The organism is Polaromonas sp. OV174 (assembly GCF_900112285.1).
Taxonomy (GTDB): Bacteria; Pseudomonadota; Gammaproteobacteria; order Burkholderiales; family Burkholderiaceae_C; genus Polaromonas.
This window is the reverse complement of sequence record NZ_FOKZ01000014.1, coordinates 101,560-127,062: the sequence shown is the minus strand read 5'-3', so window position 1 is coordinate 127,062 and position 25,503 is coordinate 101,560. Positions and strand designations below refer to the sequence as shown.

Annotated in this window: 27 protein-coding genes; 10 read left to right on the top strand and 17 right to left on the bottom strand. The window is 60.6% G+C overall.

Annotated elements, in window-relative coordinates; genetic code table 11:
* Positions 1 to 17: 17 nt before the first annotated feature.
* A complete protein-coding gene (locus BM160_RS13935) occupies positions 18 to 320 on the bottom strand; it encodes a hypothetical protein (RefSeq protein ID WP_092006546.1) in 303 nt (100 codons plus the stop codon).
* Between the two features lie 113 nt (positions 321 to 433).
* Complete coding sequence (locus BM160_RS13930; RefSeq protein WP_092006543.1) at positions 434 to 1,216, bottom strand: MipA/OmpV family protein; 783 nt, start codon at positions 1,214 to 1,216, stop codon at positions 434 to 436.
* A gap of 158 nt (positions 1,217 to 1,374) precedes the next feature.
* Here BM160_RS13930 and BM160_RS13925 point away from each other — a divergent pair, with 158 nt between their 5' ends.
* The gene (locus BM160_RS13925; protein WP_092006540.1) at positions 1,375 to 2,196 is read left to right on the top strand and encodes an Ivy family c-type lysozyme inhibitor; all 822 of its coding nucleotides are present in this window, start codon (positions 1,375 to 1,377) and stop codon (positions 2,194 to 2,196) included.
* A gap of 31 nt (positions 2,197 to 2,227) precedes the next feature.
* On the opposite strand, the gene BM160_RS13920 is transcribed toward BM160_RS13925, so the two are convergent.
* Positions 2,228 to 3,472 (bottom strand): MFS transporter, encoded by a 1,245-nt coding sequence (locus BM160_RS13920; protein ID WP_092006537.1) that lies wholly within the window; start codon positions 3,470 to 3,472, stop codon positions 2,228 to 2,230.
* 114 nt (positions 3,473 to 3,586) lie between these two features.
* On the opposite strand from BM160_RS13920, the gene BM160_RS13915 reads away from it, so the two are divergent.
* On the top strand, positions 3,587 to 4,423 hold the full coding sequence (locus BM160_RS13915; RefSeq protein ID WP_255368893.1) for an AraC family transcriptional regulator: 837 nt from the start codon (positions 3,587 to 3,589) through the stop codon (positions 4,421 to 4,423).
* 43 nt (positions 4,424 to 4,466) lie between these two features.
* Here the strand turns inward: BM160_RS13915 and BM160_RS13910 are convergent, their stop codons facing one another.
* Both BM160_RS13910 and BM160_RS13905 read right to left on the bottom strand, forming a co-directional pair.
* Positions 4,467 to 4,838, bottom strand: coding sequence for a hypothetical protein (locus BM160_RS13910; RefSeq protein ID WP_092006534.1), 372 nt, complete (start codon positions 4,836 to 4,838; stop codon positions 4,467 to 4,469).
* 97 nt (positions 4,839 to 4,935) lie between these two features.
* Positions 4,936 to 6,414, bottom strand: coding sequence for a coniferyl aldehyde dehydrogenase (locus tag BM160_RS13905; protein ID WP_092006531.1), 1,479 nt, complete (start codon positions 6,412 to 6,414; stop codon positions 4,936 to 4,938).
* Between the two features lie 75 nt (positions 6,415 to 6,489).
* On the opposite strand from BM160_RS13905, the gene BM160_RS13900 reads away from it, so the two are divergent.
* The 3 genes from BM160_RS13900 to BM160_RS13890 all read left to right on the top strand — a co-directional run bounded on the left by BM160_RS13900 (position 6,490) and on the right by BM160_RS13890 (position 8,380).
* Positions 6,490 to 6,993, top strand: coding sequence for a CreA family protein (locus tag BM160_RS13900; protein WP_092006528.1), 504 nt, complete (start codon positions 6,490 to 6,492; stop codon positions 6,991 to 6,993).
* A 77-nt stretch (positions 6,994 to 7,070) separates the two neighbouring features.
* Complete coding sequence (locus BM160_RS13895; protein WP_092006525.1) at positions 7,071 to 8,051, top strand: DnaJ C-terminal domain-containing protein; 981 nt, start codon at positions 7,071 to 7,073, stop codon at positions 8,049 to 8,051.
* Positions 8,048 to 8,380, top strand: coding sequence for a chaperone modulator CbpM (locus tag BM160_RS13890; protein WP_092006522.1), 333 nt, complete (start codon positions 8,048 to 8,050; stop codon positions 8,378 to 8,380). The genes BM160_RS13895 and BM160_RS13890 overlap by 4 nt, the downstream gene beginning before the upstream one ends.
* A 177-nt stretch (positions 8,381 to 8,557) precedes the next feature.
* On the opposite strand, the gene clpB is transcribed toward BM160_RS13890, so the two are convergent.
* The gene (gene clpB / locus BM160_RS13885; protein ID WP_092006519.1) at positions 8,558 to 11,158 is read right to left on the bottom strand and encodes an ATP-dependent chaperone ClpB; all 2,601 of its coding nucleotides are present in this window, start codon (positions 11,156 to 11,158) and stop codon (positions 8,558 to 8,560) included.
* Positions 11,159 to 11,271: 113 nt separating this feature from the next.
* On the opposite strand from clpB, the gene BM160_RS13880 reads away from it, so the two are divergent.
* On the top strand, positions 11,272 to 11,877 hold the full coding sequence (locus BM160_RS13880) for a hypothetical protein (RefSeq protein ID WP_092006516.1): 606 nt from the start codon (positions 11,272 to 11,274) through the stop codon (positions 11,875 to 11,877).
* 61 nt (positions 11,878 to 11,938) lie between these two features.
* Here BM160_RS13880 and BM160_RS13875 read toward each other — a convergent pair whose 3' ends face one another.
* The 11 genes from BM160_RS13875 to BM160_RS13825 all read right to left on the bottom strand — a co-directional run bounded on the left by BM160_RS13875 (position 11,939) and on the right by BM160_RS13825 (position 20,925).
* Positions 11,939 to 12,415 carry a molybdenum cofactor biosynthesis protein MoaE gene (locus BM160_RS13875; RefSeq protein WP_092006513.1) on the bottom strand — a complete coding sequence of 159 codons (477 nt, stop codon included), beginning with the start codon at positions 12,413 to 12,415 and terminating at the stop codon, positions 11,939 to 11,941.
* A gap of 104 nt (positions 12,416 to 12,519) precedes the next feature.
* Positions 12,520 to 12,921: a DUF1801 domain-containing protein gene (locus tag BM160_RS13870; RefSeq protein ID WP_092006510.1), complete on the bottom strand. Its 402-nt coding sequence runs from the start codon at positions 12,919 to 12,921 to the stop codon at positions 12,520 to 12,522.
* Positions 12,922 to 12,990: 69 nt separating this feature from the next.
* Positions 12,991 to 13,644, bottom strand: coding sequence for an FABP family protein (locus BM160_RS13865; RefSeq protein ID WP_092006507.1), 654 nt, complete (start codon positions 13,642 to 13,644; stop codon positions 12,991 to 12,993).
* Between the two features lie 91 nt (positions 13,645 to 13,735).
* Positions 13,736 to 14,182, bottom strand: a complete 447-nt coding sequence (locus BM160_RS13860) for an SRPBCC family protein (protein ID WP_092006504.1) — start codon at positions 14,180 to 14,182, stop codon at positions 13,736 to 13,738.
* A 149-nt stretch (positions 14,183 to 14,331) separates the two neighbouring features.
* Positions 14,332 to 14,583 carry a MoaD/ThiS family protein gene (locus tag BM160_RS13855; protein ID WP_092006501.1) on the bottom strand — a complete coding sequence of 84 codons (252 nt, stop codon included), beginning with the start codon at positions 14,581 to 14,583 and terminating at the stop codon, positions 14,332 to 14,334.
* Positions 14,580 to 15,827 carry a molybdopterin molybdotransferase MoeA gene (gene glp, locus BM160_RS13850; protein ID WP_092006498.1) on the bottom strand — a complete coding sequence of 416 codons (1,248 nt, stop codon included), beginning with the start codon at positions 15,825 to 15,827 and terminating at the stop codon, positions 14,580 to 14,582. Before glp ends, BM160_RS13855 begins: the two co-directional genes overlap by 4 nt.
* Before the next feature lie 2 nt (positions 15,828 to 15,829).
* The gene (locus tag BM160_RS13845) at positions 15,830 to 16,225 is read right to left on the bottom strand and encodes a VOC family protein (protein ID WP_092006578.1); all 396 of its coding nucleotides are present in this window, start codon (positions 16,223 to 16,225) and stop codon (positions 15,830 to 15,832) included.
* A gap of 38 nt (positions 16,226 to 16,263) precedes the next feature.
* Positions 16,264 to 16,800, bottom strand: a complete 537-nt coding sequence (gene mobB / locus BM160_RS13840; protein ID WP_092006495.1) for a molybdopterin-guanine dinucleotide biosynthesis protein B — start codon at positions 16,798 to 16,800, stop codon at positions 16,264 to 16,266.
* A gap of 78 nt (positions 16,801 to 16,878) precedes the next feature.
* Positions 16,879 to 18,294 (bottom strand): threonine synthase, encoded by a 1,416-nt coding sequence (thrC, locus tag BM160_RS13835; protein WP_092006492.1) that lies wholly within the window; start codon positions 18,292 to 18,294, stop codon positions 16,879 to 16,881.
* Positions 18,294 to 19,616, bottom strand: coding sequence for a homoserine dehydrogenase (locus tag BM160_RS13830; RefSeq protein ID WP_092006489.1), 1,323 nt, complete (start codon positions 19,614 to 19,616; stop codon positions 18,294 to 18,296). The genes thrC and BM160_RS13830 overlap by 1 nt, the downstream gene beginning before the upstream one ends.
* An 85-nt stretch (positions 19,617 to 19,701) precedes the next feature.
* Positions 19,702 to 20,925: a pyridoxal phosphate-dependent aminotransferase gene (locus BM160_RS13825; protein WP_092006486.1), complete on the bottom strand. Its 1,224-nt coding sequence runs from the start codon at positions 20,923 to 20,925 to the stop codon at positions 19,702 to 19,704.
* 187 nt (positions 20,926 to 21,112) lie between these two features.
* Between BM160_RS13825 and BM160_RS13820 the strand changes: the two genes are divergently transcribed.
* The 4 genes from BM160_RS13820 to BM160_RS13805 all read left to right on the top strand — a co-directional run bounded on the left by BM160_RS13820 (position 21,113) and on the right by BM160_RS13805 (position 25,402).
* Positions 21,113 to 21,511, top strand: coding sequence for an Mth938-like domain-containing protein (locus tag BM160_RS13820; protein ID WP_092006483.1), 399 nt, complete (start codon positions 21,113 to 21,115; stop codon positions 21,509 to 21,511).
* A 122-nt stretch (positions 21,512 to 21,633) separates the two neighbouring features.
* Entirely contained in the window at positions 21,634 to 22,110 is a 477-nt protein-coding gene (locus tag BM160_RS13815; RefSeq protein WP_092006480.1) for a peroxiredoxin, read from the top strand.
* Between the two features lie 177 nt (positions 22,111 to 22,287).
* On the top strand, positions 22,288 to 23,970 hold the full coding sequence (locus BM160_RS13810) for a PhoH family protein (RefSeq protein WP_092006477.1): 1,683 nt from the start codon (positions 22,288 to 22,290) through the stop codon (positions 23,968 to 23,970).
* Between the two features lie 301 nt (positions 23,971 to 24,271).
* A complete protein-coding gene (locus BM160_RS13805; RefSeq protein WP_092006474.1) occupies positions 24,272 to 25,402 on the top strand; it encodes a tyrosine-type recombinase/integrase in 1,131 nt (376 codons plus the stop codon).
* Positions 25,403 to 25,503 lie beyond the last annotated feature (101 nt).

Below are 25,503 nucleotides of genomic sequence, written 5' to 3'. Positions count from 1 at the left end.
CAAGCCTGAATAGCGGTTTATTCCGGGGTTTCCGGATCGTCGTCGTCACCGCCGTTGGCCAGGGCCTGCCGGGCCAACTCCTCGTCGCTCAGCGGTGGCACCGTGTCCTCGGTGGCAAGCTCTTCCAGCAGGGCTTCGCCCGCAGGTTCATGACCCAGCAAAACCTCTTCAATCCGCTGGGCGCTGGTCTCCTGATGGACGGCAGCCGGCCCGCTGGTGACGGGAGGGAACTTTTCGGCCAGCTCCACCTTCACGGCTTCGGATTTTTCTTCAAGCCAGCGGCCAAAATCACCACCGACATGTGCCTGGGATGAACTCATGTGAACCTCCTTGTACTGAAGAACGCGGCAACCCAAAGGTCTACGCAACCAATCTATACCTCTGGCGCCGCCAGCGCAACTCCTTAGCTGCAAGCAGGCAGGCCGGCCGGCCTTTATTTGAAGCGATAGGACAGCGCGACAAATCCGCTGTCCTGCGTCTTGCGGCTGACCAGCGGGCTGTTGGTGAGCGCCGAATCCAGCCACTTGCGGCGCAGCTGCAGGCTCAGCACCCAGGGCTCACCCAGCGGCACATCCAGTGCTAGGCCCATCACTGGCATGGTCGAAGCCCCGGGCTTGTAGGCGGCATAGCCGCTGGCGGCGGACTCTGCTGCCGACACGCCATAGAAATAATTGGCGTATTTGGCGTTGCGGTATTCCAGCCCCAACTGGGGGTAAAAAGTCCACTGGCCCAGTTTGAACTGGGCCGCATAGCTGGCCTCCAGCAAGGCGCCGTGCGATTGATTGGCATCGACAAAGGCATTCAGAAAAAAGCCGCCGTAAGGCGTTTCCTGAAACGTCCCTATGCCTAGCGGAATCGGCGTCTTGCGATCACCCAGGCCCGCCAGTGCCGCGGTATCGGCCTTCCAGCCCTCCTGACTGATGCGGCCGGCCAACTCAAGGTAGCCATTGCCCAGCTTGAGGGTTTTCAGCCCCAGCGTATCGACGCGGGCAAAAAATCGGCCGTAGTCAAAATAGCCATAAGGCAGCACCGCCGTGTCCTTGTCCCTGCTGCGAATCACGCTTTGCGTGAGGTAAGCCGCACCACCCACGTCGCCAACCAGCTTGTCCGTCAGGGGCGTGGGCTGCGCGCTCGCCTGGGAACTCAACAACAGCGCTGCGCCCACAACGAAGAGGCCGGATAAAACAGAGGATTTTTCGGAGCGTGTTGCGTTCATCGCGTGCCTTGCAAAAGTGATGCGACGCAGTATAGGGGGCGGGTCCTGTGGCGATACGCCAGTTGACGGCCCCATTGGCGGCGCCTAGACTCAAAAATGATCGTTGGCAAGCACCGACTGCCACCCAAGGCGGGCGCAGGCGGCTCTGGGAGTCTGTCATGCATGCTGCTCAATGGCGCTGCGCGGCACTGACCGCGACACTCGCAGCCCTGTCTCTGCCGGCCCTGGCCCAGGGGCGGCTAGGGGCCGATGTGCTGAAACTCTATGGCGGTGTTTATTCGCCCGACTGCGGCAACGCAAAAGCACCGCGCCTGCGCGTGCTGGATGACGCACTGATTGTTGAGCAGGGCAATCGCCGCCTGATCGGCCGCGAAGTGATGGCTGCCCATTCCTACTTCGGCAACTCGCCGCCACCCAACTATCTAGTGGCGCTGCTGAGCCAGGTGCCGCGTGGCGGGGGTCTGATGTTCATGGTCTACCAGGACCGGGCCGGGCAGTACATCAAGATTGAGCCCGACCCCAAGGTAGGGACGGCGCTCGGACCGTCGCTGACCAGGCTCAGCTATCGCTGGTGCAATCAGCCGCAGTCCAGGCCGGCACCGGCAGCCCCCAGCCAAGCGCCAGTGCCAAGCTCCCATGTCATAGATCCCCCGGATCTGCTGCGTGATCCGGCGTTCAAGGCCGCTTATTACCGGGCGTTGGGGCCGCGAGTCAGGCAGTACTGGCTGGCCCAACTGGAAGGCCCGGCGCATCCCCTCTCGAGAGTCCGAATTGGCGGCACGGAATATGTCTACGCCATGGTCTGCAAGCCCCACGACTGCGCCGACAACAACACCGTCTTGCTCTACTCGCGCGCCCAGGGCGTGGTCTACGGCAAGGTGCTGCTGGCCGGCCAGGGCTCACTCATAGGCGCGCCACCGCCGCCACTTGCGGCCGAAATTGAGCGTCTGTGGCACAAGGAGTGGCGGCAAGGGCGCTGAGTGCGCTCTGGTCAGCGCGGGCGTAACACGTTCAAGCCGTTACCAGCGCGGTGCGCCTGACCCGGCGCACATTGAAGGCGCTGGCAATCAACACCCCCTGCACCAGCGCCAGCCCCAGCAGCACGCCGCGGTACTGGCCGTGGTCCATCAGCGCGCCAAAGATCAGCGGCGACACCGCCTGGCCGATGTCCAGGCCCGCATAGACCACGCCATAGACGCGGCCCGAGGCATTTTCAGGCGTTGAACGCTTCACCAGCAAGTCGCGCGAAGGCCCGGCGATGCCGGCGGCAAAACCCATGGTGCCAAACAGCACCGGCACCATCCAGGGCGCCAACTGGCCCAAAGCCAGGGTCAAGGCCACGATGGCGGCCACGCCCATGCCTATGGCCACAATGCGCTCGCAGCGCGAGGGATCTGAAGCCAGAAAACCACCCACCACCATGCCACCGGCGCTGCACACCATGTAAATGGTCAGGCACATCGCCACCCAGGGCAGCGGCACCGCATGCAGCTGGCGTGCCGCCTCGGGCGCAAACGCCTGCACCACGCTCAACACAATGGCGTACCAGAAGAAAAAGGTAAAGCACATCCAGACCGCCGGGATTTTCAGAAAACCCAGGCTGCCATCGCCTGCCGGCGCGCCTTTGGCCGATGGCGCGGCACGGGGCGCCACGCTCAAGGCCAGCTTGTCGCGATTGAGCAGCAGCACTGCCAACACGGCAAACGCCAGCCCCCCCGCCACCGCCAGCGCCACGCGCCACGAATAGGCAAAGGTCAGCGGCACCAGCAGCGCCGGCGCCAGCGCCCAGCCCAGGCTGCCGGTGATGCCGTGCACGCTGTAGGCATGGCCCAGGCGCGGCGCGCTGACCTTGCGGTTTAGCAACGTGTAATCGACCGGGTGAAACACCCCATTGCCTATGCCGCCCAGCACGGCAAAGCCGGCCAGCATCCAGTAGCTGGTGCTGATGGAGTAGCCCAGGGCCGCCACGCCGAGCAAGGCCAGGCCGCCAAACAGAATCGGGCGCGGGCCGAAACGGTCCACGACAAAACCCGACAGGGCCTGCACGGCGCAAGAGACGACGAAGAAAATCGTCATCAAAAAACCCAGCTCGGCATAGCTGACGTTGAACGCATCCTTGAGCCAGGGAAACAGCGGCGCCAACAGCAACTGGCTGAAATGGCTGACCATGTGGGCCAGGCCGACCAGGCCGATCACGCTGGCATCCGTGCGCAGGGGCACGGCGACTGGCAAATTCAGGGAGCTTGAGGTATTCATGGCGCTATCGTAATATTTGGTTCGTCTGCTGAAATGCGACAAAAAGCCATTATTTAGTGAATTTCAGACAAAGCGCACCGACGCCACCTCCACCCCAGACTCTTGATACCCGCCATGGCCCGCACCCACCCACTTCGCTTCATGCCGGTGAGCGACACCGAGGGCTTTGTGCCCAGCCCGCAACGCCCGGTACGCGTGCGCGCCCGCACCATGCCGGCCGACACGCATTTCGAGCCGCATTCGCACGCCTGGGCGCAGCTGGCCTGTTGCGCCACCGGCCTGCTCCAGGTCACGGCGCAGCACAGCGGCCAGGGCCAGGCCGACGAGATCACCTACATCGTGCCGCCGTCGCGGGCGGTGTGGATTGCCCCGGGGGCGCGCCACCACATCACGGTGCTGGAAGCGGCCGAATTCCGCACGCTTTACATTGACGCCAGCGCCACCCCCGAAGGCTGGCAGGGCTGCCGCGTGATGGTGATGTCGGCGCTGCTGCGCGAATCCATCCATGCGCTGGACGCCATTCCCGCGCCAGGCACGTCAAGAGAACATTGGCTCAGCAGCCTGGTGCTGGACGAAATCACCCACGCCGACACGCAGGCGCTGGGCGTGCCCCTGCCCCATCCGCAGACCGGCGACAAGCGCCTGCGCGCCCTGTGTGAAGCGGTGTTGCGGGCGCCGGCCGAGCGCGCCACGCTGGCCCAGTGGGCCACCGGCATAGGCGCCAGCGAACGCACCGTGGCGCGGCTGTTTCGCGACGAGCTCAAGCTGAGCTACCAGCAGTGGCGCCAGCAAGCCATATTGGCCCATGCCCTGCCCCTGCTGTCGCGCGGCCTGAGCATCAGCGCGGTGGCCGCCGCCAGCGGCTACGCCAGCGACAGCGCGTTTTCGGCCATGTTCAAGGCAGCCATGGGCCAGCCGCCCAGTCATTTTCAGAACAAAAAGTGGCTATAGCCCAATATTCACGGGCGCAACACGCTATCAAAAAAGGAATCTATCAATCAGCGCGAGGATGATCTTTGTCGAACTGCTTTTCCGCCACCGCAAGATGGCGCAGTAACAGATGGGACACCAGGTTGATGCCGATACCGGCAAACATGGCCGGCAACAGGTAGAGACCTATCGACAGTGCCGAGGAAAAGACGGCGTCGTCTGCCAGTGAGGGCGTGTGCCTGGCCAATTCCGACAGATCGCGCAGCAAATAGACATCGACGCCAGCGATCAAAACCAGGATGAATCCCAGCATCAGCATCGCCTCTGACGACACGACCCGCCTGGCCCTCAAAATGCCGTACATGGAAAACGGCAGCGCCACCGTGGTCAGCACCAGCAACCAGAACCCCGTCTCAACGAAAACACTTGTAGTCATAAAGCATCCATTCAGGATGGGCCACGTGATTTGGCGCCAAAATTGGCATCAGGCGGCTATCTTAATCTCGGGGCCGTCACGACCCAGCCCGCCTTGATCACAGCAGCCGCTTGAGCAAACCCATAACCTGATCAAAGCGCTTCCCATAAGGCGGATAAAACAAATCCCCGCGCGCCCATTTGGACTGCAGCAGCACCGGCTTTTGCTGCGTCAGCCGCAAAAAGCCGGCTTCACCGTGGTAAGAACCCCAGCCGCTTTCGCCAACGCCGCCAAAAGGCAGGTTTTCGTGGGCGATGTGCATCAAGGTGTCGTTCACCGTCACGCCGCCGCTCACGGTGTTGGCCAGCACATGGTCACGCGAGCCGGTGTCACTGCCGAACCAGTACAAAGCCAAGGGGCGCGGCCTGGCATTGATGTAATCAATGGCCTGCTCCAGCGAGTCATAGGGCAGCACCGGCAAGATGGGGCCGAAAATTTCCTCGCTCAGCAGCTGTGAGCTATTGGGCGCATCGAACACCAGCACCGGCGCCATCTGGCGTGAAGCGCCCGCCACATTGGCGGGCGCCGGGTTGATGCGCTGCAGCCGGGCGCCCTCGCCTTCGGCCTGCGCCAGCATGGCCTGCAGACGCTCATGGTGGCGCGGGCTGATGATGGCGGCGTAGTCGGGGTTGCCGGCAATGCTGGGGAAGAGCTTGGCCACGGCGCGGGCAAAGGCCTCGCCGAAGTCGGCCTCCTGGCCCTTGGGCAGCAGCACGTAGTCGGGCGCAATACAGGTCTGGCCGGCGTTGAGCAGCTTGCCGTGGGCGATCTTGATGGCGGCCTGCTCCATGTCGCAGGAAGCATCGATGATGCAGGGCGACTTGCCGCCCAGCTCCAGTGTGGTCGGCGTCAGGTTGGCGGCGGCGGCTTCGGCCACCTTGCGGCCCACGGCGGTGGAGCCGGTAAAAAACAGATGGTCGAACGGCAGGCTGGAAAATTCGGCCGCCAATTCCAGCGGATTGTCGCCGCCTGCCAGCACCACGCACAACTCGTCGGCGGCAAAGGCCTGGCCCAGCAGTTCGGCCAGCAGGGCAGAGGTCTGCGGCGTCAGCTCGCTGGGCTTGAGCATGACGCGGTTGCCCGCCGCCAGCGCGGTGATGACAGGCCCCAGCGCCAGCTGCACCGGATAGTTCCAGGGCGAAACCACGCCGACCACGCCCAGCGGCTGACGCTGCAGATAGGCGCGCGCCGGCTGCAGATAAAGCGGCGTGCGCACCTTCACCGGCTTCATCCATTGGCGCAGGTTTTTCAGCGTGCTGGACAGCAGCGTGCGCAGCACAAACAGGTCGGCAATCTCGGTGAGCTGCGGCGAGCGCACGCCGAAATCGGCCTGCACCGCCTGTGCCAGGGCCTGGCCATGCGTGTTCAGCAGGACCTGGATGCGCAGCAGCCGATCACGCCGCACGGCGAGCGACACCTCGACCTGCGCGCGGCTGGCGCGATGCTGAGCGTCAAAGAGAAGGCGCAAAGGCGTCGGGCTGGCCGGTGGATGATTCAAAGTCATCGCCTGATGATAGGGGGCTGCGGCTTTGTACATTAGGGGTCTGACCCCAGCACCTCCAGCCAACACTTGCCAACACCGAACAACACCTGCTACTTTCAAGGAGTTTTAATGACCTCATCGCATTCCACACGCTACAGCCTGAAGCACTATGCCTTCGCCCTCACCTTGCTGCTAAGCGCCTGCGGCCGGGCCGGCGGTGAAGAGGTGGGCGCGGTCGATACGGTCTTCAAGTTCATAGGGCCGGACCACAAGATCGTGGTCGAGGCCTATGACGACCCCAAGGTCAGCGGCATCACCTGCTATGTGTCGCGCGCCAAGACCGGCGGACTCAAGGGCGCGTTTGGCCTGGCCGAAGACAAGTCGGAAGCATCGATTGCCTGCCGCCAGACCGGCGTCATCAGCTTTGCCGCCACGCCCCTGAATCAGCAGGAAGAAATGTTCAACGAACGCATTTCCCTGGTTTTCAAAAAGCTGCGCGTGGTGCGCATGGTGGACAAAAAGCGAAACACCCTGATCTACCTGACCTATTCCGACCGCGTGATTGAAGGTTCGCCGCAAAACAGCGTCACTGCCGTGCCGGTGCCAGCGGGAACCGTGATCCCCGTGAAGTGAGGTGAATTCCCGGCCCACAGAGCTAAGATTTCCCGCTATGGTTAGCGCTGATGTGTGTTTCCTTCTAAAGGTTCTCCATGGAATTCAAGGACTACTACCAAATCATGGGTCTGGCACGCGAGGCAAAGCCTGAGGACATCAAGCGGGCCTACCGCAAGCTGTCGCGCCAGTTCCATCCCGACGTCAGCAAGGAAAAAAATGCCGAAGCCCGCTTCAAGGAAATCGGCGAAGCCTACGAAGTCCTGAAAGACCCTGAAAAGCGGGCCGCCTACGACCAGCTGGGCGCCAACTGGAAAGCCGGCCAGGATTTCCGTCCGCCACCACAATGGAATGCCGGCGCCGAACACGCCGGCCGTGGCTTTGAGCAGACCTTCGGCCAGGGCGACGAGGGAGATCACAGCGACTTCTTTGAAACCCTGTTCCGCCAGGGCTTTGCCAACGCACAAAGACAGGGCGGCGGCGGCCAGCATGCCGGCTTTCACGCGCGGGGCGAAGACCGCCACGCCAAAATCCAGATCGACCTGGAAGACGCCTACAGTGGCGCCACCCGCACCGTGAGCCTGCGCGTGCCCGAGATGGACGCGCAAGGCCATGTGGTGCCGCGCGACCACCAGATCACCTTCAACATTCCCAAGGGCATACGCGCCGGCCAGCATATACGCCTGGCTGGCCAGGGCGCACCCGGCCTGGGCGAAGGGGCACCGGGTGACTTGTACCTGGACGTGGCGTTCAATCCGCACCCACTCTTTCGCATGGACAAGCACGATGTTTATCTGGAGCTGCCGGTTTCACCCTGGGAAGCCGCACTGGGCGCCGAAGTGCAAGCGCCCACGCCCACCGGCGCGGTTGAAGTCAAAATCCCGGCCGGCTCGGCCAGCGGCCGCAAGCTGCGGCTCAAGGGGCGCGGGCTGCCGGGCAGCACGCCGGGTGATTTCTACTTTGTGCTGCAAATTGTGCTGCCCGCCGCCGACAGCGCCGATGCGAAATCGTTTTACGAGAGCATGGCCACACAGTTCAAAACCTTCAGGCCACGCGCCAAACTGAGAGCCCAGCCATGAGCACCAACTTCATACTGACGGAAATCACCGGCCTCATTCTGGAAGAGGAGACCGAGCTGAGTCTGGCCGACCTGTGCCGCGCCTGCTCGGCACAAACCGACTGGATCGTGGAACTGGTCAACGAGGGCGTGCTGGTCCCGGCCGATGAGGCCTTCGCCAGCCCACCCGAGCAGTGGCGCTTTACCGGCGTGCATATGCAGCGGGCCAAGGTGGCGCTGCGCCTGCAAAACGACCTGGGCGTGAACCTGGCCGGCGCGGCACTGGCGCTGGATCTGCTGGACGAGTTGGAGACCTTGCGGGAACGCCTGCACCGGCTTGAGGGACGCTAGTTTTCAAGACAAGCCAACGTCACAATTAAAAAAACCGCAACCTGGCGAAAGGCTGCGGCTTCTTAATCTCTCAAGCAAAAAAGGCCTACCGCTTCTTATGGACGGGCGAGAGAAGCTATCAATTAAATAGCACTCTCGCCATCACACCCAATCAGCGACCAGGCCAGTCGCCCGGCCTTAATGTGCCGTCTTCTCGAACTTGAAGACGCCAGGCTCGCGGATCGGGTCCACATCCACCGGGATGATGCTCTTGGGCGGGAAACGCCCTTCCAGCAGCAACTTGGACAGCGGGTTTTCAATCCGCTGCTGGATGGCCCGCTTCAGTGGTCTGGCGCCAAACACCGGATCGAAGCCCACCTTGGCCAGCTCGGCAATGGCCGGCTCGGACACTTGCAGCGTCAGATCCATCCTGTCCAGCCGTGCCATCAGCACCTTGAGCTGGATGCGGGCAATCGACTCGATGTTTTTCGCGTCCAGTGCATGGAAGACCACGGTCTCGTCGATGCGGTTCAGGAACTCGGGCCGGAAATAGTTCTTCAACTCGTCCGTCACCGCCTCCTTGACGTCCTCATAAGGCTGTCCAACCATGGACTGGATGATGGGCGAGCCGATGTTGCTGGTCATGACAATCACCGTGTTCTTGAAGTCCACGGTGCGGCCCTGGCCGTCGGTCAGTCGGCCATCGTCCAGCACCTGCAGCAGCACGTTGAAGACGTCCGGATGGGCTTTTTCCACCTCGTCGAGCAAGAGCACGCTATAGGGCTTGCGGCGCACCGCTTCGGTCAGATAACCGCCCTCCTCGTAACCCACATAGCCAGGCGGCGCGCCTATCAGACGGGCGACGGAATGCTTCTCCATGAACTCGCTCATGTCGACGCGGACCAAGTGCTCCTCGCTGTCAAACAGGAAACCCGCCAGCGCCTTGCACAGCTCGGTCTTCCCCACGCCCGTGGGGCCCAGGAAGAGGAATGAGCCGGTAGGCCGGTTCGGGTCGGACAGGCCGGAGCGCGAACGGCGAATCGCATTGGCCACGGCTTCAATAGCCTCGTCCTGGCCGACCACGCGCTCGTGCAGCTTGCCCTCCATCTGCAGCAGCTTGTCTTTTTCGCCTTGCAGCATCTTGGCCACAGGAATGCCGGTGGCGCGGCTGACCACCTCGGCGATTTCCTCGGCGCCGACCTGGGTGCGCAGCAGCTTGGGCGCGTTGTCAGCGATCTTGTGCTCTTCGCTGTCTTTCGCCTGCTTGAGCCGTTTTTCCAGCTCGGGCAGCTTGCCGTATTGCAGCTCGGCAACCTTGTTGAAGTCACCCCTGCGGGTTTGCTCTTCGATCTGGAAGCGGATGCGGTCTATCTCCTCCATCACGTCCTTGGAGCCGAGCGCCTGGGCTTTTTCAGCCTGCCAGATTTCGTCCAGGTCGGAGATTTCCTTTTGCAGCTTGACGATCTCTTCCTCGATCAGGCCAAAGCGTTTTTGCGAGGCCTCGTCTTTTTCGCGCTTGACCGCTTCGCGCTCGATCTGCAGCTGGATCAGCCGGCGGTCCAGCTTGTCCATCACCTCGGGCTTGGAGTCCCGCTCAATGCTGATCTTGCTCGCTGCTTCATCGATCAGGTCTATAGCCTTGTCTGGCAAGAAGCGGTCGGTGATGTAGCGATGGCTCAACTCGGCCGCGGCGACGATGGCCGGGTCGGTGATCAGCACACCGTGGTGCGCTTCATACTTTTCCTTCAGCCCGCGCAAGATGGCGATGGTCGCCTCGACCGTCGGCTCGCCGACCAGGATCTTCTGGAAGCGGCGCTCCAGCGCGGCATCTTTTTCGATGTACTTGCGGTATTCGTCCAGCGTGGTGGCGCCCACGCAGTGCAGCTCGCCGCGTGCCAGCGCGGGCTTGAGCATATTGCCGGCGTCCATCGCGCCCTCGGCCTTGCCGGCGCCCACCATGGTGTGCAACTCGTCGATGAAGACGATGGTCTGGCCTTCGTCCTGCGCCAGCTCCTTGAGCACGGTTTTCAGACGCTCCTCAAATTCACCGCGAAACTTGGCGCCGGCCAGCAGCGCCGCCATGTCCAGGCTCAGCACGCGTTTGCCCTTGAGCGACTCGGGCACCTCGCCGGCCACGATGCGCTGGGCCAGGCCTTCGACGATGGCGGTCTTGCCGACGCCGGGTTCGCCTATCAGCACCGGATTGTTCTTGGTGCGGCGCTGCAGCACCTGGATGGCGCGGCGTATCTCGTCGTCGCGGCCTATCACCGGATCCAGCTTGCCCATGCGCGCGCGCTCGGTCATATCGAGGCAGTATTTCTTCAGGGCTTCGCGCTGGCCTTCGGCGTCGGCGCTGTTGACGTTCTGGCCGCCGCGCACCGCGTCAATAGCCGCTTCCAGGGCTTTGCGGCTCAAGCCGTTTTCGCGGGCGATGCGGCCCACGTCAGCCTTGCTGTCGGCCACGGCCAGCAGAAACAGCTCGCCGGCAATGAACTGGTCATTGCGCTTGATGGATTCTTTTTCTGTGGCCTGCAGCAGCTTTGCCAGTTCGCTGCCGACCTGGATCTGGTCCTGGCCTTGTACCTGGGGCAGCTTCTTGACGGCGGCATCGGCCGCCTGCATCAGGCCGCCGACATTGACGCCGGCCCGCTCCAGCAAGGCGCGCGGACCGTCATCCTGGCGCAGCATGGCGGCCAGCAGGTGAGCCGGTTCTATATAGCCGTTGTCATTACCCAGAGCCAGCGACTGGGCGTCGCTCAGGGCTTCCTGAAATTTAGTAGTGAGTTTGTCTTGGCGCATGTCATGTCCCTTCACAAATTGATTGTTATGAAGCTGGGGCTAAAGCCAGACTATTCAAGAGTTCTGGCGGCCCGCAAGACAGGCCACCGCAAGTGCCATCTAGAATTATCAGCATGAACATACACCAGATCTCGATCACCTACGTGGTGGAGCAAGATCGTTTGCTGATACGTGTCAATGGCAAGAACAAGGGCGGCGAGTTTCGTGCCTGGCTCACCCGGCGCCTGGCCTTGGCCCTCTTGCCAGTACTCGAACAAAGCAACGGCGATCAGATGAAAAAAGTCGTGGGTGCAACGGCGGCCACGACCAGTCTGCCCGATCAGCGTGAGCAACTTCTGGCAGCCTTCGAGAAAGAAGCGCAAATACGCACCGCAGACTTCAACACCCCTTACCAAGAGCAGCCCGCCCCGCCTGATGCCCCGGAGTCCAGCGCTGAGCCGCTGCTGCTCACCGAGCTCAAACTCACACTCATGGACGATGGCAGGCTGCGCCTGCAAGCGTTTGAAAAGCTGCCGAATCAGGAAAGCACGCGTCATTTCCAACTCAACATGGAGGCCCAGCTCTGCCATGGCTTGCTGCAGCTATTGCACCAAAGTCTCCATAAATCACGCTGGCTGGAGGCGACGCCGCCAGCCCTCTCCGCCACCAAGCTGCCCACCAGCGGCGAAGATGACACCGAAGGCGCCATGACTCAGGACAGGCCCAGATATCTGAACTGAGCGGCTGTTTACGTATCTATATGGGGCCGCGCAACTGCCTTTTCGGGCGCGCCCTTGGGCGCTAGCCGTTCACCGCCTGGATACCCCACCTGGCCAAAGCCGCGTCATCGCTGACACGGGCATCCACCCAGCGCACCCCTTCAGGCGTCTGCTCTTTTTTCCAGAATGGCGCCTGGGTTTTCAGGTAGTCCATCAAGAATTCACAGGCCTTGAAGCTTTCACCGCGATGGGCCGAGATGACGGCCACCATGACCACCTGATCCAGCGGCTGCAACAGCCCGACTCGATGAATCACCCGGGCGCCCAAAATATCAAAGCGCACGCAAGCCTCGTCGATCATGGCCTCTATGGCTTTTTCGGTCATGCCGGGGTAATGCTCCAGCTCCATGCTGCTGACGCTCAGGCCATCATTGCGGTCGCGCACGGTACCGACAAAGCTGCAGACAGCGCCCACGCGCTTGTCCTGCGCGCGCAAGGCCGCCAGCTCGGCGGAAAGGTCGAAATCAGAGGTTTGAATGGAGACGCGCAGCGGGTTCATGGGCAAATAGAAAAAGTGATGGGTCCGGGTTCAATGATGTACTTTAACGCGCTCCGGGGCTTGGCTCAGGCGAACACATGGGGCATCTGTTGTGCGAAGGCCCACTAGCCTTTCTTCTTGGCGAAAATGTTGGCCGCGACGGCCGCCCGAATGAGGCTCTTTAACGCCGCCTCATCGAACTCATCGGTCTCGCGCAGATCGATCGCCCGTCGCACCTTGCCATCAAGGCTGGCGTTGAACAGCTTGGCCGGGTCCTGCAAGGAAGCGCCCTTGGCAAAGGTCATCTTGACCACGCTCTTGTAGCTCTCACCGGTGCAGACGATTCCCTGGCGGGACCAGACCGGCGTTCCGCGCCACTTCCACTCCTCGACGATCTCAGGGTCCGCCTCCTTGATCAGCTGGCGCAGGCGTTCGAGCAGCTTGCCACGCCAGTCGCCCAGCTCGGCGATGCGCTGGCTGATCAGCTCAGGCGCCGATGCCGCGGACTCCACCGGTTTGCTGTTCATCGTCTTTCCTCAAAGGGGCGCAAGTCGAAAAACACGACAGCGCCATGTTCGAACTCATCGTCCATGCGGCTAGGATTTTCCCGATTTCCTTGCTGCCGCTTGCGCCGTGGGGTTGGGCGTGGGCTCACCGATCTTGCGCAGCGTATTGCGATCGGTGTGGTGAAACGGTTCTGATTGCCCCGGGATGATTAACACCGTGTCCTGCTCGTAAGACCAGGTCCCATCGGCGTTGATAGACACCGTGATGGTATAGCTCTGCGTCCTGAATGCGTACTCGAGAAACGGATTGGACACGATCCCATTCGTCTCGGACCCACGGACCGCCTGGAGGCGAAAGGTTCTCGCGTCAGCCGCCGCTCGACCGACCGCCATCGCCGCTTGCCCGCGCGGTATCGAAAGCGTCTGGATCACGGCGCCCGTTGCCGGCTCCCATAGCCAGTAGCCGACCTGATCGTGAAACGTTTCGACCTCATCAGGCTTGACGATACGCGTGTGGTAACGCAGTCCGTAGAACAGTTGCGGCCCATTGGTCTGCGCATCGATAGGCTGCAACTCCACGTGCTCGATGAAAGCCTGCTTTTCGGGGCCGTCAGGCTTGGGGTTGATGTCGAGGCCACGCGCGCCGGTCCAGATACCTGCCATCCCGGTGAGTGGCCCCAAATTGGCGAGCGTATTGACGTCCGGCTCGGGTTCCGTGTAGATATCTTTGGGGAAATTTTCCATGGTCAACCCATAGTTCCAAGGCTAGACATGAGGCGCCCAGTCCGACTTGCCGGGGCAGATCCACTCGATGGAAACGCCAGGCGTCACGGCGCTAGCCAGGGATGTCCGGTTCAACCAGATTGGCAAGCTGGGCCAGCGATTCTTGCCAACCGAGGTAGCACATTTCAACCGGTATCACTTCCGGAATGCCTTCTTGCACAATGGCTATCTCGGTTCCACATGAGACCGCCTTCAAGGACACCGTGACTTGAAGTTCGCCAGCCAAATTCGGATCATCGAACTTGTCGGTGTAGCGAATGAGCTCATCCGGCACCAGCTCCAAATAGCGTCCACCGAACGAGTGTCCGTTGCCGGTTGAGAAGTTCTGGAAGGACATCTTGAAGGTTCCGCCGACCTGAGCGTCCAAATGCTCGACCTTGCAGACGAATCCATAGGGTGGCAGCCACTTGGCCATGGCGTCCACGTCCAGGAATGCCCGGTAGACCTTGTTGGGTTTGGCACGGAGCACGCGATGAAGTCTGACGGTACCAGTAGCCATGATCAACTCTCCTTTTGTTAGACACGCACCATCGGGATTTTGGGTGATTTTCGACTGGCCTGGGCCATCGTTTCATCTTGACACCTAAAGCCAAAGCTCGGCAGCGGCGCAACTGCACAGCGGGTTTTACATCCGCCAGGGAGCGAGGCCTAGCCTCCGGTGACCGGCGGAAAGAAAGCGACTTCGCAGCCCTCGCTCAGGGCGGCGGCCTCGTCGCTCATGACCTGATTCAGCGCCATGCGCACCGACCGGCCGCGCGCCAGGCTGGCGGCATGGGCCGGGCTGGCAGCCAGCAGTTCATCGCGCAGGCCGGCCAGCGTGGTGGCAGCGGTATCGCGCAGCTCGCTGCCTTGGCCGATAGCCTCGCGGATGGAGGCGAAGTATTTGATACTGATTTTCATGACAAGAGGGCCGAGAAGGGAATGAAACGCACCGTATCGCCGTGAGCGATGGTTTGGCCGGCCGGGTTGTCCACTAGGCCATCGCCCCAGACGGCTGAGGTGAGCACGCCCGAGCTTTGGTTGCCGAACAAATCCAGCCCACCCGCCACATTCTGTCTGACGCGCAAGAATTCACGACGTTTATCGGCTTTAGGCCAGGTGAAATGGGCGGGAAGCGCTATTGATTCAGGAGCAAGCTCGGTCACGCCCTGGAGTTTGAGCAGGAAGGGCCGCACCAACAGCAAAAAAGTGACGAAGCTGGACACCGGATTGCCCGGCAAACCGATAAAGTGCGCTGCACCAATCTGGCCGTAGGCGAAGGGTTTGCCCGGCTTGATGGCGATTTGCCACAGGTTGAGCGCGCCCAGCGCCTGAACGGCTGGCTTGATATGGTCTTCTTCGCCGACCGAAACACCGCCGCTGGTCAGAATCAGGTCGTGCTGCTGGCTCGCGCCCCTGAGCGCGTCCATGGTCGCATCCAGCCGGTCGGGCACTATACCCAGATCGGTCACCACGCAGCCCAGGCGCTGCAACAGGGCCCGCAGGAAGAAACGGTTGGAGTTGTAGATGGCGCCTGGCTTCATATCGGCAGGGGCCACATCGCCGGGCATCACGAGTTCGTCGCCGGTGGAAAACAAGGCCACCCGCACGCGCGGGGCCACTTGCAGCTGGCCAAAACCTATGCTGGCGGCCAGCCCCAGCGATGCCGGGCTGAGACGCTCGCCGCGCTGCAAGACAACCGCTGCGGCGGCAACGTCTTCGCCACGGCGGCGAATCCACTGCCCGGGCGCGGGCTGGAGCCGGATGCGAATGCCGTTGTCCAGCACGTCGCAGTCTTCCTGCATCACCACGGCATCGGCGCCAGGCGGAATCGGGGCACCGGTGAAAATCCGCGCCACGCTCGCGGCGGCCAAGGTATGGCCGCTGCTGCCGGCCGGGATGCGCTGACTGACAGGAAACAGCGTGTCGGCATCAGCCCAATCGGCACAACGCACGGCGTAGCCGTCCATGGAACTGTTATCAAGGGCCGGCACGTCCAGGCTGGACAGCAGATCTTGCGCCAGCACGCGGCCATCGGCCTCAAAGGTGGAAACGCTTTCGGCGCCCGGCAAGGGCTGGGCATGGGCCAGCAGCTCTGTCAGCGCCAGGTCAAGCGGTTTGAGGGGCGCGCGGGCGCTGGCGGAAGGGGTAGGTATCAGGCTCATGGCTAGGTGTTGGAAACGGGTGTGCACAGCTCGACGAGCGTGCCATCGGGGCAGCGGACATAGGAAACCAGCTGGCCCCAGGGTTTTTGTTGCGGGGCGGCGAGCTCGCGCGCGCCGGCCTTCAAGGCGGCTGCGTGGGCGGCGACCACATCGGGCGTGACCAGGGCGATCTCCATCCCCAACGGCTGGGGCGAGTCGTGGGCGGCGACATGACCGGCGGGAAAATTCATGTGGCCCAGCTCATGGGCAGCAAAAGCCAATGTGGTGGCTCCGGTTTCCAGCTCGCCGTAACTGCCCGACTCGTGCAGGAAACGGCGCGGCAGGCCAAAAGCGGCCTCGAAGAAACTCAATGAGGCTTGGACATCGGGCACGTAAACAATGGTGTAACCGAATTTCATGGCGAACCAGTCCTTGTTGGAGGCTTGAGCCAGGCGGCTCAAGCGAGGCGATCTTCAAAGCAATAGCGAAAACGATCTGGATTGTTGAGCAGGTAATCGGCCACGGCGTCCGGATTGTTCAAATCCAGCACTGGACGCAGGGTTGCCTCTGGCAACTGTTCGGGCGAGTCGGTGGCGATGGCGACGATGAACTCGTCGTCCATATAGCGGGTGGGCTGACCGGACGAAGCACGCCAGATTTCAATCTTTGGCAGATCGCTGTGCTTGAAGCCTTCGACCAGCACCCAGTCCACGCCCTCGTACAGCTCGGCAATCAGCTGATGCACCGTCAACTCGGCAGACTGTTCGAACTCGCGCATCAGCGCCAGCCGGTTTTGCGAGGCCACCACCACCTCGAAGGCACCGGCCTCGCGGTGCCTGTGGGTGTCCTTGCCCGGCAGGTCAATGTCAAAACTGTGATGGGCATGCTTGACCACAGACACCCGCAAGCCGTGCAGCTTGAGGGCCGGAATCAGCTTTTCCACCAGCGTTGTCTTGCCCGAGCCGGAGTACCCGGCAAATCCGACTACCTTCATGCGTAGGCCCTCAGGAACAGGTATTTGCTATTAATTAAATAGCTTGTTGCGCTTATGCAGCAAGGGCTAGAGCTCGATTTAATGCACATTCTCGGCAATATAACGCTTGATCAGCGCCACATCGGCCGGCAGCAGCTTGACGCGCTTTGGCAAGGCCTCCAGGCCTTCGAACTTGGCCGGCCGCGTGGGCGACTGGCCCAGCGCCTCTTCAATTGTGGCCGCAAACTTGATGGGCAAAGCGGTTTCCAGCACGATCATGGGCACGCCGGCCTCAAGCTGCTCGCGCGCCACTTTCACGCCGTCGGCGGTATGCGTATCTATCATGGCGGCAAAGCGCTGCCAGGTGTCACGAATCGTCGCCAGCCGGTCGGCGTGAACACTCTTGCCGCTGACAAAGCCGTAGCGCTGGGCGGCGGATGCGAAGGCAGCGTCCGCGCTCAGGTCAAAACGGCCTTGGCTGGCGAGCTGGTCGTGAAACAGCGCCTTGGTTTTCTGGCCATCACGGCCCAGCAGGTCAAACACAAAGCGCTCGAAGTTCGAGGCCTTGGAAATGTCCATGGACGGGCTGGAGGTTTCATGCGTGTCGGCACTGCCGCGCACGCGGTAAACGCCGGTACGGAAAAACTCGTCGAGCACGTCGTTTTCATTGGTGGCCACCACCAGCTTGGCAATGGGCAAGCCCATGCTGCGCGCCACATGGCCGGCGCAAACATTGCCGAAGTTGCCCGAGGGCACGGTGAAGCTGACCTTCTCGGCGTTCGACGTCGTCGCTTGAAAATAGCCGGCGAAGTAGTAAACCACCTGGGCCATCAGGCGCGCCCAGTTGATGGAATTGACGGTGCCTATCTTGTATTGGCGCTTGAAGTCCAGGTCGTTGGACACCGCCTTGACGATGTCCTGGCAGTCGTCAAACACACCTTCAACAGCGATGTTGTGAATGTTTTCATCCTGCAGGCTGAACATCTGTGCCTGCTGGAAGGGGCTCATGCGACCCTGGGGCGAGAGCATGAAGACGCGCACGCCGTGTTTGCCGCGCATGGCGTATTCGGCGGCGCTGCCGGTGTCGCCACTGGTAGCGCCCAGGATGTTGAGTTCTTCGCCGCGGCGCGCCAGTTCGTACTCGAACAGGTTGCCCAACAACTGCATGGCCATGTCCTTGAAGGCCAGCGTCGGGCCGTTGGACAGGGCTTCGAGGTAGAGGCCGTCTTCGAGCTTTTTCAGCGGCACGATTTCGCGGCTACCGAACACCTCTTCGGTATAGGTCTTGGCGCAAATGGCCTTCAGGTCGGCGGCGGGAATGTCGTCGATGTACAGCGACAGCACTTCAAACGCCAGATCGGCATAAGACAGGCCGCGCCATTTCGTCAGCATCGCAGCGTCTACCTGCGGATAGTGCTCGGGCAGGTACAAGCCACCGTCGGGCGCCAGGCCTTCGAGCAGGATTTCGCAAAATTGTTTGCGGTCTGCGTGGCCGCGGGTGGAGAGGTAACGCATCAAGCCAGCTCCTCCTTGCGGATGCGGGTGATGGGCGCCAGCACCGTAGCCAGTGCCTGCATCTGAGCCAGCGCCTGGTTCATCTTCGCTTCAACGCAGTCATGCGTCAGGATGATGAGGTCGGTTTGCGTGGAGCCTTCACCGCCCACTTCATCGGCTTCGCGCTGCAGCACGGCATCTATGCTGATGCCGTTCTGGGCCAGAATGCCAGTCACATTGGCCAGCACGCCGGCCTCATCGGCCACCTTCAGGCGCAGGTAGTAGCTGGTCACCACTTCAGCCATGGGCACGATGGCCAGGTCGCTCATTGCATCGGGCTGGAAGGCCAGGTGCGGCACACGATGGCCGGGGTCAGCGGTGTGCAGACGCGTGATATCGACCAGGTCGGCAATCACGGCGCTGGCGGTGGGCTCGCTGCCCGCGCCCTTGCCGTAGTACAAGGTCGTGCCGACGGCATCGCCATGTACCACCACGGCGTTCATGGCGCCCTCGACGTTGGCGATCAGGCGCTTGGCCGGCACCAGGCTGGGATGCACGCGCAGCTCAATGCCGTTGGCAGCGCGCTTGGTGATGCCAAGCAGCTTGATGCGATAACCGAGTTGCTCGGCGTAGCGGATATCTTGCGCCGCCAGATGCGTGATGCCCTCGGTATAAGCCTTGTCGAACTGGACCGGAATGCCAAAGGCAATCGCGCTCATCAAGGTAGCCTTGTGCGCCGCGTCTATGCCTTCAATGTCAAAGGTCGGGTCGGCTTCGGCATAACCCAGACGCTGAGCTTCTTTCAGCACCACATCAAAGTCCAGGCCCTTGTCGCGCATCTCGGACAAGATGAAGTTGGTCGTGCCATTGATGATGCCGGCAATCCACTGGATGGAGTTGGCGCTCAGGCCCTCGCGCAGCGCCTTGATGATGGGAATACCACCGGCAACCGCAGCCTCGAAAGCCACCATGACGCCCTTGCGCTGGGCCGCCGCGAAAATTTCCGTGCCGTGCACCGCCAGCAGCGCCTTGTTGGCCGTCACCACATGCTTGCCTGACTCAATGGCTTCGAGCACCAGCGCCTTGGCAATGCCATAGCCGCCTATGAGTTCGATCACGATGTCGATGTCAGGACTGGCAACCACCTTGCGCGCATCGTCGACCACCTGAACGCCCTCGCCCACCAAAGCCCGGGCGCGCGCCACGTCAAGGTCGGCCACCATGGTGATTTCAATGCCGCGGCCGGCACGACGGCGAATTTCTTCTTGATTGCGCTGCAGCACATTAAAGGTGCCGCCGCCCACGGTGCCAAGGCCCAAGAGGCCAACCCTGATGGGGCTCAAATTCGTCGTCGTTTTCATGGTCACGGAGTCCTGCCTGTCGTTTTTACTGCTTGTAGCCCTGAGAAAAGGGCGGGGTTATTAAAAATCAGAGCCGCTTGTTGCGATAGTTTTCAAGAAACTTGGCAATACGGTTAATCGCCTCGCGAAGGTCTTCCTCATGCGGCAAAAAGACGATGCGGAAGTGGTCAGGCGCCGCCCAGTTGAAGCCGGTGCCTTGCACCAGCATCACCTTGGTTTCCTTGAGCAGTTCGAGGAAAAACTGGCGGTCGTCCGTGATGGGGTACACCTGCGGATCGAGCCGGGGAAACATGTAAAGCGCCGCGCTCGGTTTGACGCAGCTGACACCCGGAATCGCAGTGATCAGCTCATAGGCCAGATCGCGCTGACGACGCAAACGGCCGCCCTCGCACACCAGGTCGTTGATGCTCTGGTAGCCGCCCAGCGCCGTCTGGATCGCCCATTGGCCGGGCACGTTGGAGCACAGCTTCATGTTGGCCAGCATGTTCAGGCCTTCGATATAGTCCTGTGCCTGCTTTTTCGGGCCAGACACCACCAGCCAGCCAGCGCGGTAGCCGCAGGATCGGTAGCTTTTCGAAAGCGAGTTGAAGGTCAACGTCAGCACGTCGCTTGACAGGCTGGCCAGCGCCGTGTGCTTCACTCCGTCATACAGCACCTTGTCATACACCTCGTCGGCCAGGATCACCAGATTGTTCGCGCGGGCAATCTCGACAATGCCCATGAGCAGTTCATCGGAGTACAGCGCGCCCGTGGGGTTGTTGGGGTTGATGACCGCGATGCCCTTGGTGCGGGGCGTGATCTTGGCGCGGATGTCGTCCAGGTTTGGCATCCAGCCATTGTTTTCGTCGCAAACATAGTGAACCGGCGTGCCGCCCGCCAGGCTGACGGAGGCGGTCCAGAGCGGGTAGTCGGGTGAAGGCAGCAGTAGCTCGTCGCCGTTGTCGAGCAAGGCATTGGTCGCCATGGAGATCAGTTCGCTGGCGCCGTTGCCCAGGTAGATGTCGTCCAGCGTCACGCCCTTGATGCCCTGCTTTTGCGTTTCGTGCATCACCGCCTTGCGCGCCGCAAAAATGCCTTTGCTGTCGGAGTAACCGGCCGAGGCAGGCAAATTGCGGATCATGTCCTGCTGGACTTCTTCCGGCGCATCGAAACCGAACACCGCCAGATTGCCAATATTGAGCTTGATGAGCTTTTGCCCCTCATCTTCCATCTGCTTGGCCGCGTCCATGATGGGGCCACGGATGTCGTAGAGCACATTGGCCAGCTTGGCGGATTTAGTGATCGGTTTCATGAAGCTTTTTTGGATAGAAGGCAAGTACCATTTCGACAATCACGCTAGCGGGCAAACGGTAAGCCATCAGCACTGCAGCGAGAGATTCGGGCGGAATCTATAATTTGACCACATAAAAAGCGATTTTCGCTGGCGCACAGCGCTTAGGCATCGCCCTTGCCCCGTCCTCTCAACGCACTCAATCCCCATGAAACTCCAACCTGACCGTCTCGATGTTCAATCCATCCTCGGCTACGGCCCCGGCTGGGTCGGCTTGGGGAACAAGGGCGTGGCAGAAAAAATCGAGCACAGCATCGTTATCGGCTCGCGTGGCGAAAAATTTCCCTGGAATTGCACGCGCTTTGAAGATCTCACGGCAGAGCATTTTTCGGTGCTCGCCGATACCCGGCCTGAGCTGGTTATTTTCGGCAGTGGCAGCCGTCTGCGCTTTCCGAACCCGGCTTTTTTGCGTGCGCTGATGGCCCAACGCATAGGCATTGAGACCATGGATACATTGGCGGCTTGCCGCACCTACAACATCCTGGCGGGCGAAGGCCGTCAGGTGATTGCAGCCCTGCTGATTGAGGACAAAGGAATAGAAGCCTGAAGTAACTTCTCTTTCAGAGTAAAATCTAGGGTTGCACTTGGTACCAAACCCAGGCTTGCCGCCCGGGGTCCGTATCAACGGCCACGGCTAATTACAACTACTTTCGTCAGGGTCTACTCAGTATGGCAGTCGTCGTCAATAAACCACTCCCCGAATTTGAAGCGAATGCCACTGGTGGCCTCAAAGTTTCAAACCAATCGCACCTTGGCAATGTCGTTGTGCTGTACTTTTACCCCAAGGACAACACCCCTGGCTGCACCACCGAGGCCATGCAGTTTCGTGATCGCTACAAGGATTTCGTCAAGGCCGGCGCCACCGTTTTTGGCGTATCGCGCGACAACATGAAGTCGCACGATGAGTTCAAGACCAAACTGGAACTCCCGTTCGAGCTGATTGCCGACACCGAAGAAAAAATGTGTCACATGTTCGGCGTGGTCAAAAACAAGATCATGTACGGCAAAAAGGTCAAGGGCATTGAGCGCAGCACCTTTTTGGTCGGCGCCGATGGCCTGCTAAAGGAAGAGTGGCGCGGCCTCAAGGTGCCTGGCCATGTCGACGATGTACTGAAAGCCGTCAAGGGTCTGAAGAAAGCCGCTTGATAGCAAGTCATCACGCAACTGAGGTGACTTAGCAAGCGCAGCTTGCCCCGTCACATGAGTTGTGCATAATGAACTCATGCTGTTGACCTTCGCAACTGCGCTGAAAAGAAAAAGCCGCCCTGGTTTCAAGGCGGCTTTTTTATTTCCGAAACCTTTATAAAGAGAGTTCCACGCACCATGCCCCTGCCCCCTGCCCCGACCAAACGTGCCGCCCTGCTCTCTCCCAGCGCGCTTGATGCGCCTGCCCGCTCGCCATCCAAAGCCGCACGAAAGACGGAAAGCACCCTAGCAGCGCCCAGCCCACCAGTCCTGGACCTGTTTGACAGCCGCACCGCCGATGCTGCCAACCATCCCGTGGCCTACAAAGGAAAAGAGCCTGCCAGCCCCGCAAGGACAGCCCTGGTTAGCGCCAAAAAAGAGAGCGCCGCACCAAGCAAACCGGCGGTCAAAGCCAAAAAACCCAAGCATGCAGGCCCCACCAAGCTCTTTGTGCTGGACACCAACGTGCTGATGCATGACCCGATGTGCCTGTTCCGCTTTGAAGAACATGACATCTTTCTGCCCATGATCGTGCTTGAGGAGCTCGACGGCCATAAAAAAGGCATGACCGAGGTGGCCCGCAACGCCCGGCAGACCAGCCGCACACTCGATGCGCTGGCAGGCGCGCAGGGCGCCGACATCGCCAAGGGCCTGAAACTGGACACCACCGGTCACCCCGAGGCCGGCGGCAGCCTGTTTTTCCAAACCAAGCCACTGGACTACACACTGCCCATGAGCCTGCCTCAGGGCAAGGCCGACAACCAGATCCTGGGCGTGGTCGAGGCCCTGCGCAAGGAATACGCGCCGCGCGAGGTTGTTTTAGTCTCCAAGGACATCAATATGCGCGTCAAGGCACGCGCACTTGGACTACCCACCGATGACTACCAAAACGACAAGGTACTGGAAGACAGCGACCTGCTTTACTCGGGCGCACTGGCCCTGCCCACAGACTTCTGGACGCGCCAGAGCAAAACCATAGAAAGCTGGCAGCAAGGCAGCCACACCTTCTATCGCATTGCGGGCCCCATTGTCGGTAGCTTGCTGATCAACCAGTTCGTCTTTTTTGAAGCACCGGGCGAGCCGCCGCTGTATGCCCGTGTCACGGAAATACAGGCAAAAACGGCGGTCCTGAAAACCCTCAAGGATTACACCCACCTGAAAAATGCCGTCTGGGGCGTGACCATGCGCAACCGCGAGCAAAATTTCGCGATGAACCTGCTCATGGACCCGGAAGTGGACTTCGTCACCTTGGCCGGCACGGCCGGCACCGGAAAAACCTTGATGGCCCTGGCCAGCGGCCTGACCCAGGTACTCGACGACAGGCGCTACACCGAAATCATCATGACGCGCGCCACTGTGTCTGTTGGCGAAGACATAGGCTTCCTGCCCGGTACCGAAGAAGAAAAAATGGGCCCCTGGATGGGTGCGCTGGACGACAACCTGGAAGTTCTGGGCAAGACCGACAGCGGCTCAGGCGAGTGGGGGCGCGCCGCAACCAATGAGCTGATCCGCTCGCGCATCAAGGTCAAGAGCATGAACTTCATGCGCGGCCGCACCTTTCTCAACAAGTACGTGATCATCGATGAGGCGCAAAATCTGACGCCCAAACAGATGAAGACACTCATCACGCGCGCCGGCCCGGGCACCAAAATTGTTTGCATGGGCAATCTGGCGCAAATTGACACGCCCTACCTCACCGAAGGCTCTTCGGGCATGACCTTTGCCGTGGACCGCTTCAAAGGCTGGCCGCACGGCGGGCACATCACGCTGGCTCGCGGTGAGCGCTCACGCCTGGCGGATTTCGCCAGCGAGGTACTTTGATCTTTGTCTAGGTATTTCCTGCGGCCGCAAGGCCGCAGGAAATAAAAGGCGGTAAAAGCTAGTCGGCCAACAAAAAAGCCAAGTCATATGACTTGGCTTTTTTGATTCTTCTAAATTCTGGTGGGCGGTGCAAGTTTCGAACTTGCGACCCCTGCAGTGTGAATGCCGGAACAATGATCCACAACGTTCCATTAAACATCATAAGTAGTTGATTTATATATGATTTAATACCTGCACATTCCACTATGTGCCATACAATAGTTGCGTACTTAGTTGCGTACCAAACTCAGGCAAGGTAACCATGGCAGTCAATCTCAAAAGCACCTCCGCACGAGACGCCCTTAAGCCCCGTCGCAATCCCTACTTCCACTGCCTAAGAATCGGTCTGTATGTTGGCTACCGTCGCGCCGATGAGGGAACGGGTACTTGGATAGCCCGAAGGTTGAAGGAGGGTACAAAAAGCTATGAGTTTCGCTCCCTTGGCACTCTGTCGGGATATGAAGAGGCCGTGCGGCTCACTGAAGCATGGGCGGGGGCTGTGGATATGGGGATAACCCATAAAGCCATCACTGTGGACGAAGTATGTAACACCTGGGTAACACACAAAAAAACCGAAAATAGTAAGGCCAGTGCCGCTGATGTGGAAGGGCGCTTCAACCGCCTTGTGCATGGCAAACCCATTGGGGCCATGCCACTGGACAAGCTGCGTACCAACCACCTGCGTGAATGGCTCGTGGCTCAACTGAATGAGGACGGCGATGAAGACGATATGCGCCGCTCGAAAAACACGGCCAATCGTAATCTGGCCGCAGTAAAAGCCGCATTAAATCTCGCCTTGAAAGACCGGCTCATCCTGACAGACGCCGGCTGGAAGACGGTTACCCCCTACCCTAAGGCCAGCAAGCGCCGCACGGGCGACCTGACTTCGCCAGAGCGAGCCGTCCTACTCGCCCATTGCGATATTCAATTGGCCGCACTGGTCAGAACTCTCTTACTGACTGCTTTACGACCGGGTGAGATAGCGAACGCGAATGTGGGTGACCTCAACAAAGAGCAAGGCACGTTAACCCTTACCGGAAAAACAGGGAGACGCTTGGTCACGCTGTCCACCACGGCCATTGAGTTTTTGAAAATTCAAGCACAAAACAAGCTTCCATCCGCTCCGCTGCTGACTGATTCTTTTGGCAATCGATGGAATAAAGATAGCTGGAAAAAAAGATTCAAGAACGCGGTAAAGGCCGCAAAACTACCTGATGAAGTCGTGATGTACACGCTTCGCCATGTGGCCATCAGCGAAATGATTGCCGGAGGGGTGGACACATTCCTGGTGGCGCGGCTGGCTGGTACCTCTACCACCATGATAGACAAGCACTACGGTCACCTTCGCCATATTCAGACACGCGCCCGACTTGATGCTGTAGAGATGATTTAACTTTTTGGCACCCAGCCGTATTTCTGCCTACCCTTGGCGTGGATGGAACGTATGCCCTTGGCGATGGGCTGCTGCTCGGCTGTGAGCTGCTGGGCAGGCCG

Excerpts from the sequence above, each read along its gene's own strand:
- thrC (WP_092006492.1), bottom strand. The coding sequence starts at position 18,294 with ATGCGTTACCTCTCCACCCGCGGCCACGCAGACCGCAAACAATTTTGC.
- BM160_RS13870 (WP_092006510.1), bottom strand. The coding sequence starts at position 12,921 with ATGAACAGCAAACCGGTGGAGTCCGCGGCATCGGCGCCTGAGCTGATC.
- BM160_RS13825 (WP_092006486.1), bottom strand. The coding sequence starts at position 20,925 with ATGAAACCGATCACTAAATCCGCCAAGCTGGCCAATGTGCTCTACGAC.
- BM160_RS13915 (WP_255368893.1), top strand. The coding sequence starts at position 3,587 with ATGGCCCGCACCCACCCACTTCGCTTCATGCCGGTGAGCGACACCGAG.
- BM160_RS13890 (WP_092006522.1), top strand. The coding sequence starts at position 8,048 with ATGAGCACCAACTTCATACTGACGGAAATCACCGGCCTCATTCTGGAA.
- BM160_RS13930 (WP_092006543.1), bottom strand. The coding sequence starts at position 1,216 with ATGAACGCAACACGCTCCGAAAAATCCTCTGTTTTATCCGGCCTCTTC.
- mobB (WP_092006495.1), bottom strand. The coding sequence starts at position 16,800 with ATGAAGGTAGTCGGATTTGCCGGGTACTCCGGCTCGGGCAAGACAACG.
- BM160_RS13875 (WP_092006513.1), bottom strand. The coding sequence starts at position 12,415 with ATGAACCCGCTGCGCGTCTCCATTCAAACCTCTGATTTCGACCTTTCC.
- BM160_RS13820 (WP_092006483.1), top strand. The coding sequence starts at position 21,113 with ATGAAACTCCAACCTGACCGTCTCGATGTTCAATCCATCCTCGGCTAC.
- BM160_RS13860 (WP_092006504.1), bottom strand. The coding sequence starts at position 14,182 with ATGGCTACTGGTACCGTCAGACTTCATCGCGTGCTCCGTGCCAAACCC.
- BM160_RS13810 (WP_092006477.1), top strand. The coding sequence starts at position 22,288 with ATGCCCCTGCCCCCTGCCCCGACCAAACGTGCCGCCCTGCTCTCTCCC.
- BM160_RS13815 (WP_092006480.1), top strand. The coding sequence starts at position 21,634 with ATGGCAGTCGTCGTCAATAAACCACTCCCCGAATTTGAAGCGAATGCC.
- BM160_RS13900 (WP_092006528.1), top strand. The coding sequence starts at position 6,490 with ATGACCTCATCGCATTCCACACGCTACAGCCTGAAGCACTATGCCTTC.
- BM160_RS13880 (WP_092006516.1), top strand. The coding sequence starts at position 11,272 with ATGAACATACACCAGATCTCGATCACCTACGTGGTGGAGCAAGATCGT.
- BM160_RS13935 (WP_092006546.1), bottom strand. The coding sequence starts at position 320 with ATGAGTTCATCCCAGGCACATGTCGGTGGTGATTTTGGCCGCTGGCTT.
- BM160_RS13895 (WP_092006525.1), top strand. The coding sequence starts at position 7,071 with ATGGAATTCAAGGACTACTACCAAATCATGGGTCTGGCACGCGAGGCA.
- BM160_RS13845 (WP_092006578.1), bottom strand. The coding sequence starts at position 16,225 with ATGAAATTCGGTTACACCATTGTTTACGTGCCCGATGTCCAAGCCTCA.
- BM160_RS13805 (WP_092006474.1), top strand. The coding sequence starts at position 24,272 with ATGGCAGTCAATCTCAAAAGCACCTCCGCACGAGACGCCCTTAAGCCC.
- BM160_RS13925 (WP_092006540.1), top strand. The coding sequence starts at position 1,375 with ATGCATGCTGCTCAATGGCGCTGCGCGGCACTGACCGCGACACTCGCA.
- BM160_RS13865 (WP_092006507.1), bottom strand. The coding sequence starts at position 13,644 with ATGGAAAATTTCCCCAAAGATATCTACACGGAACCCGAGCCGGACGTC.
- BM160_RS13910 (WP_092006534.1), bottom strand. The coding sequence starts at position 4,838 with ATGACTACAAGTGTTTTCGTTGAGACGGGGTTCTGGTTGCTGGTGCTG.
- glp (WP_092006498.1), bottom strand. The coding sequence starts at position 15,827 with ATGAGCCTGATACCTACCCCTTCCGCCAGCGCCCGCGCGCCCCTCAAA.
- BM160_RS13905 (WP_092006531.1), bottom strand. The coding sequence starts at position 6,414 with ATGTACAAAGCCGCAGCCCCCTATCATCAGGCGATGACTTTGAATCAT.
- BM160_RS13855 (WP_092006501.1), bottom strand. The coding sequence starts at position 14,583 with ATGAAAATCAGTATCAAATACTTCGCCTCCATCCGCGAGGCTATCGGC.
- BM160_RS13920 (WP_092006537.1), bottom strand. The coding sequence starts at position 3,472 with ATGAATACCTCAAGCTCCCTGAATTTGCCAGTCGCCGTGCCCCTGCGC.
- clpB (WP_092006519.1), bottom strand. The coding sequence starts at position 11,158 with ATGCGCCAAGACAAACTCACTACTAAATTTCAGGAAGCCCTGAGCGAC.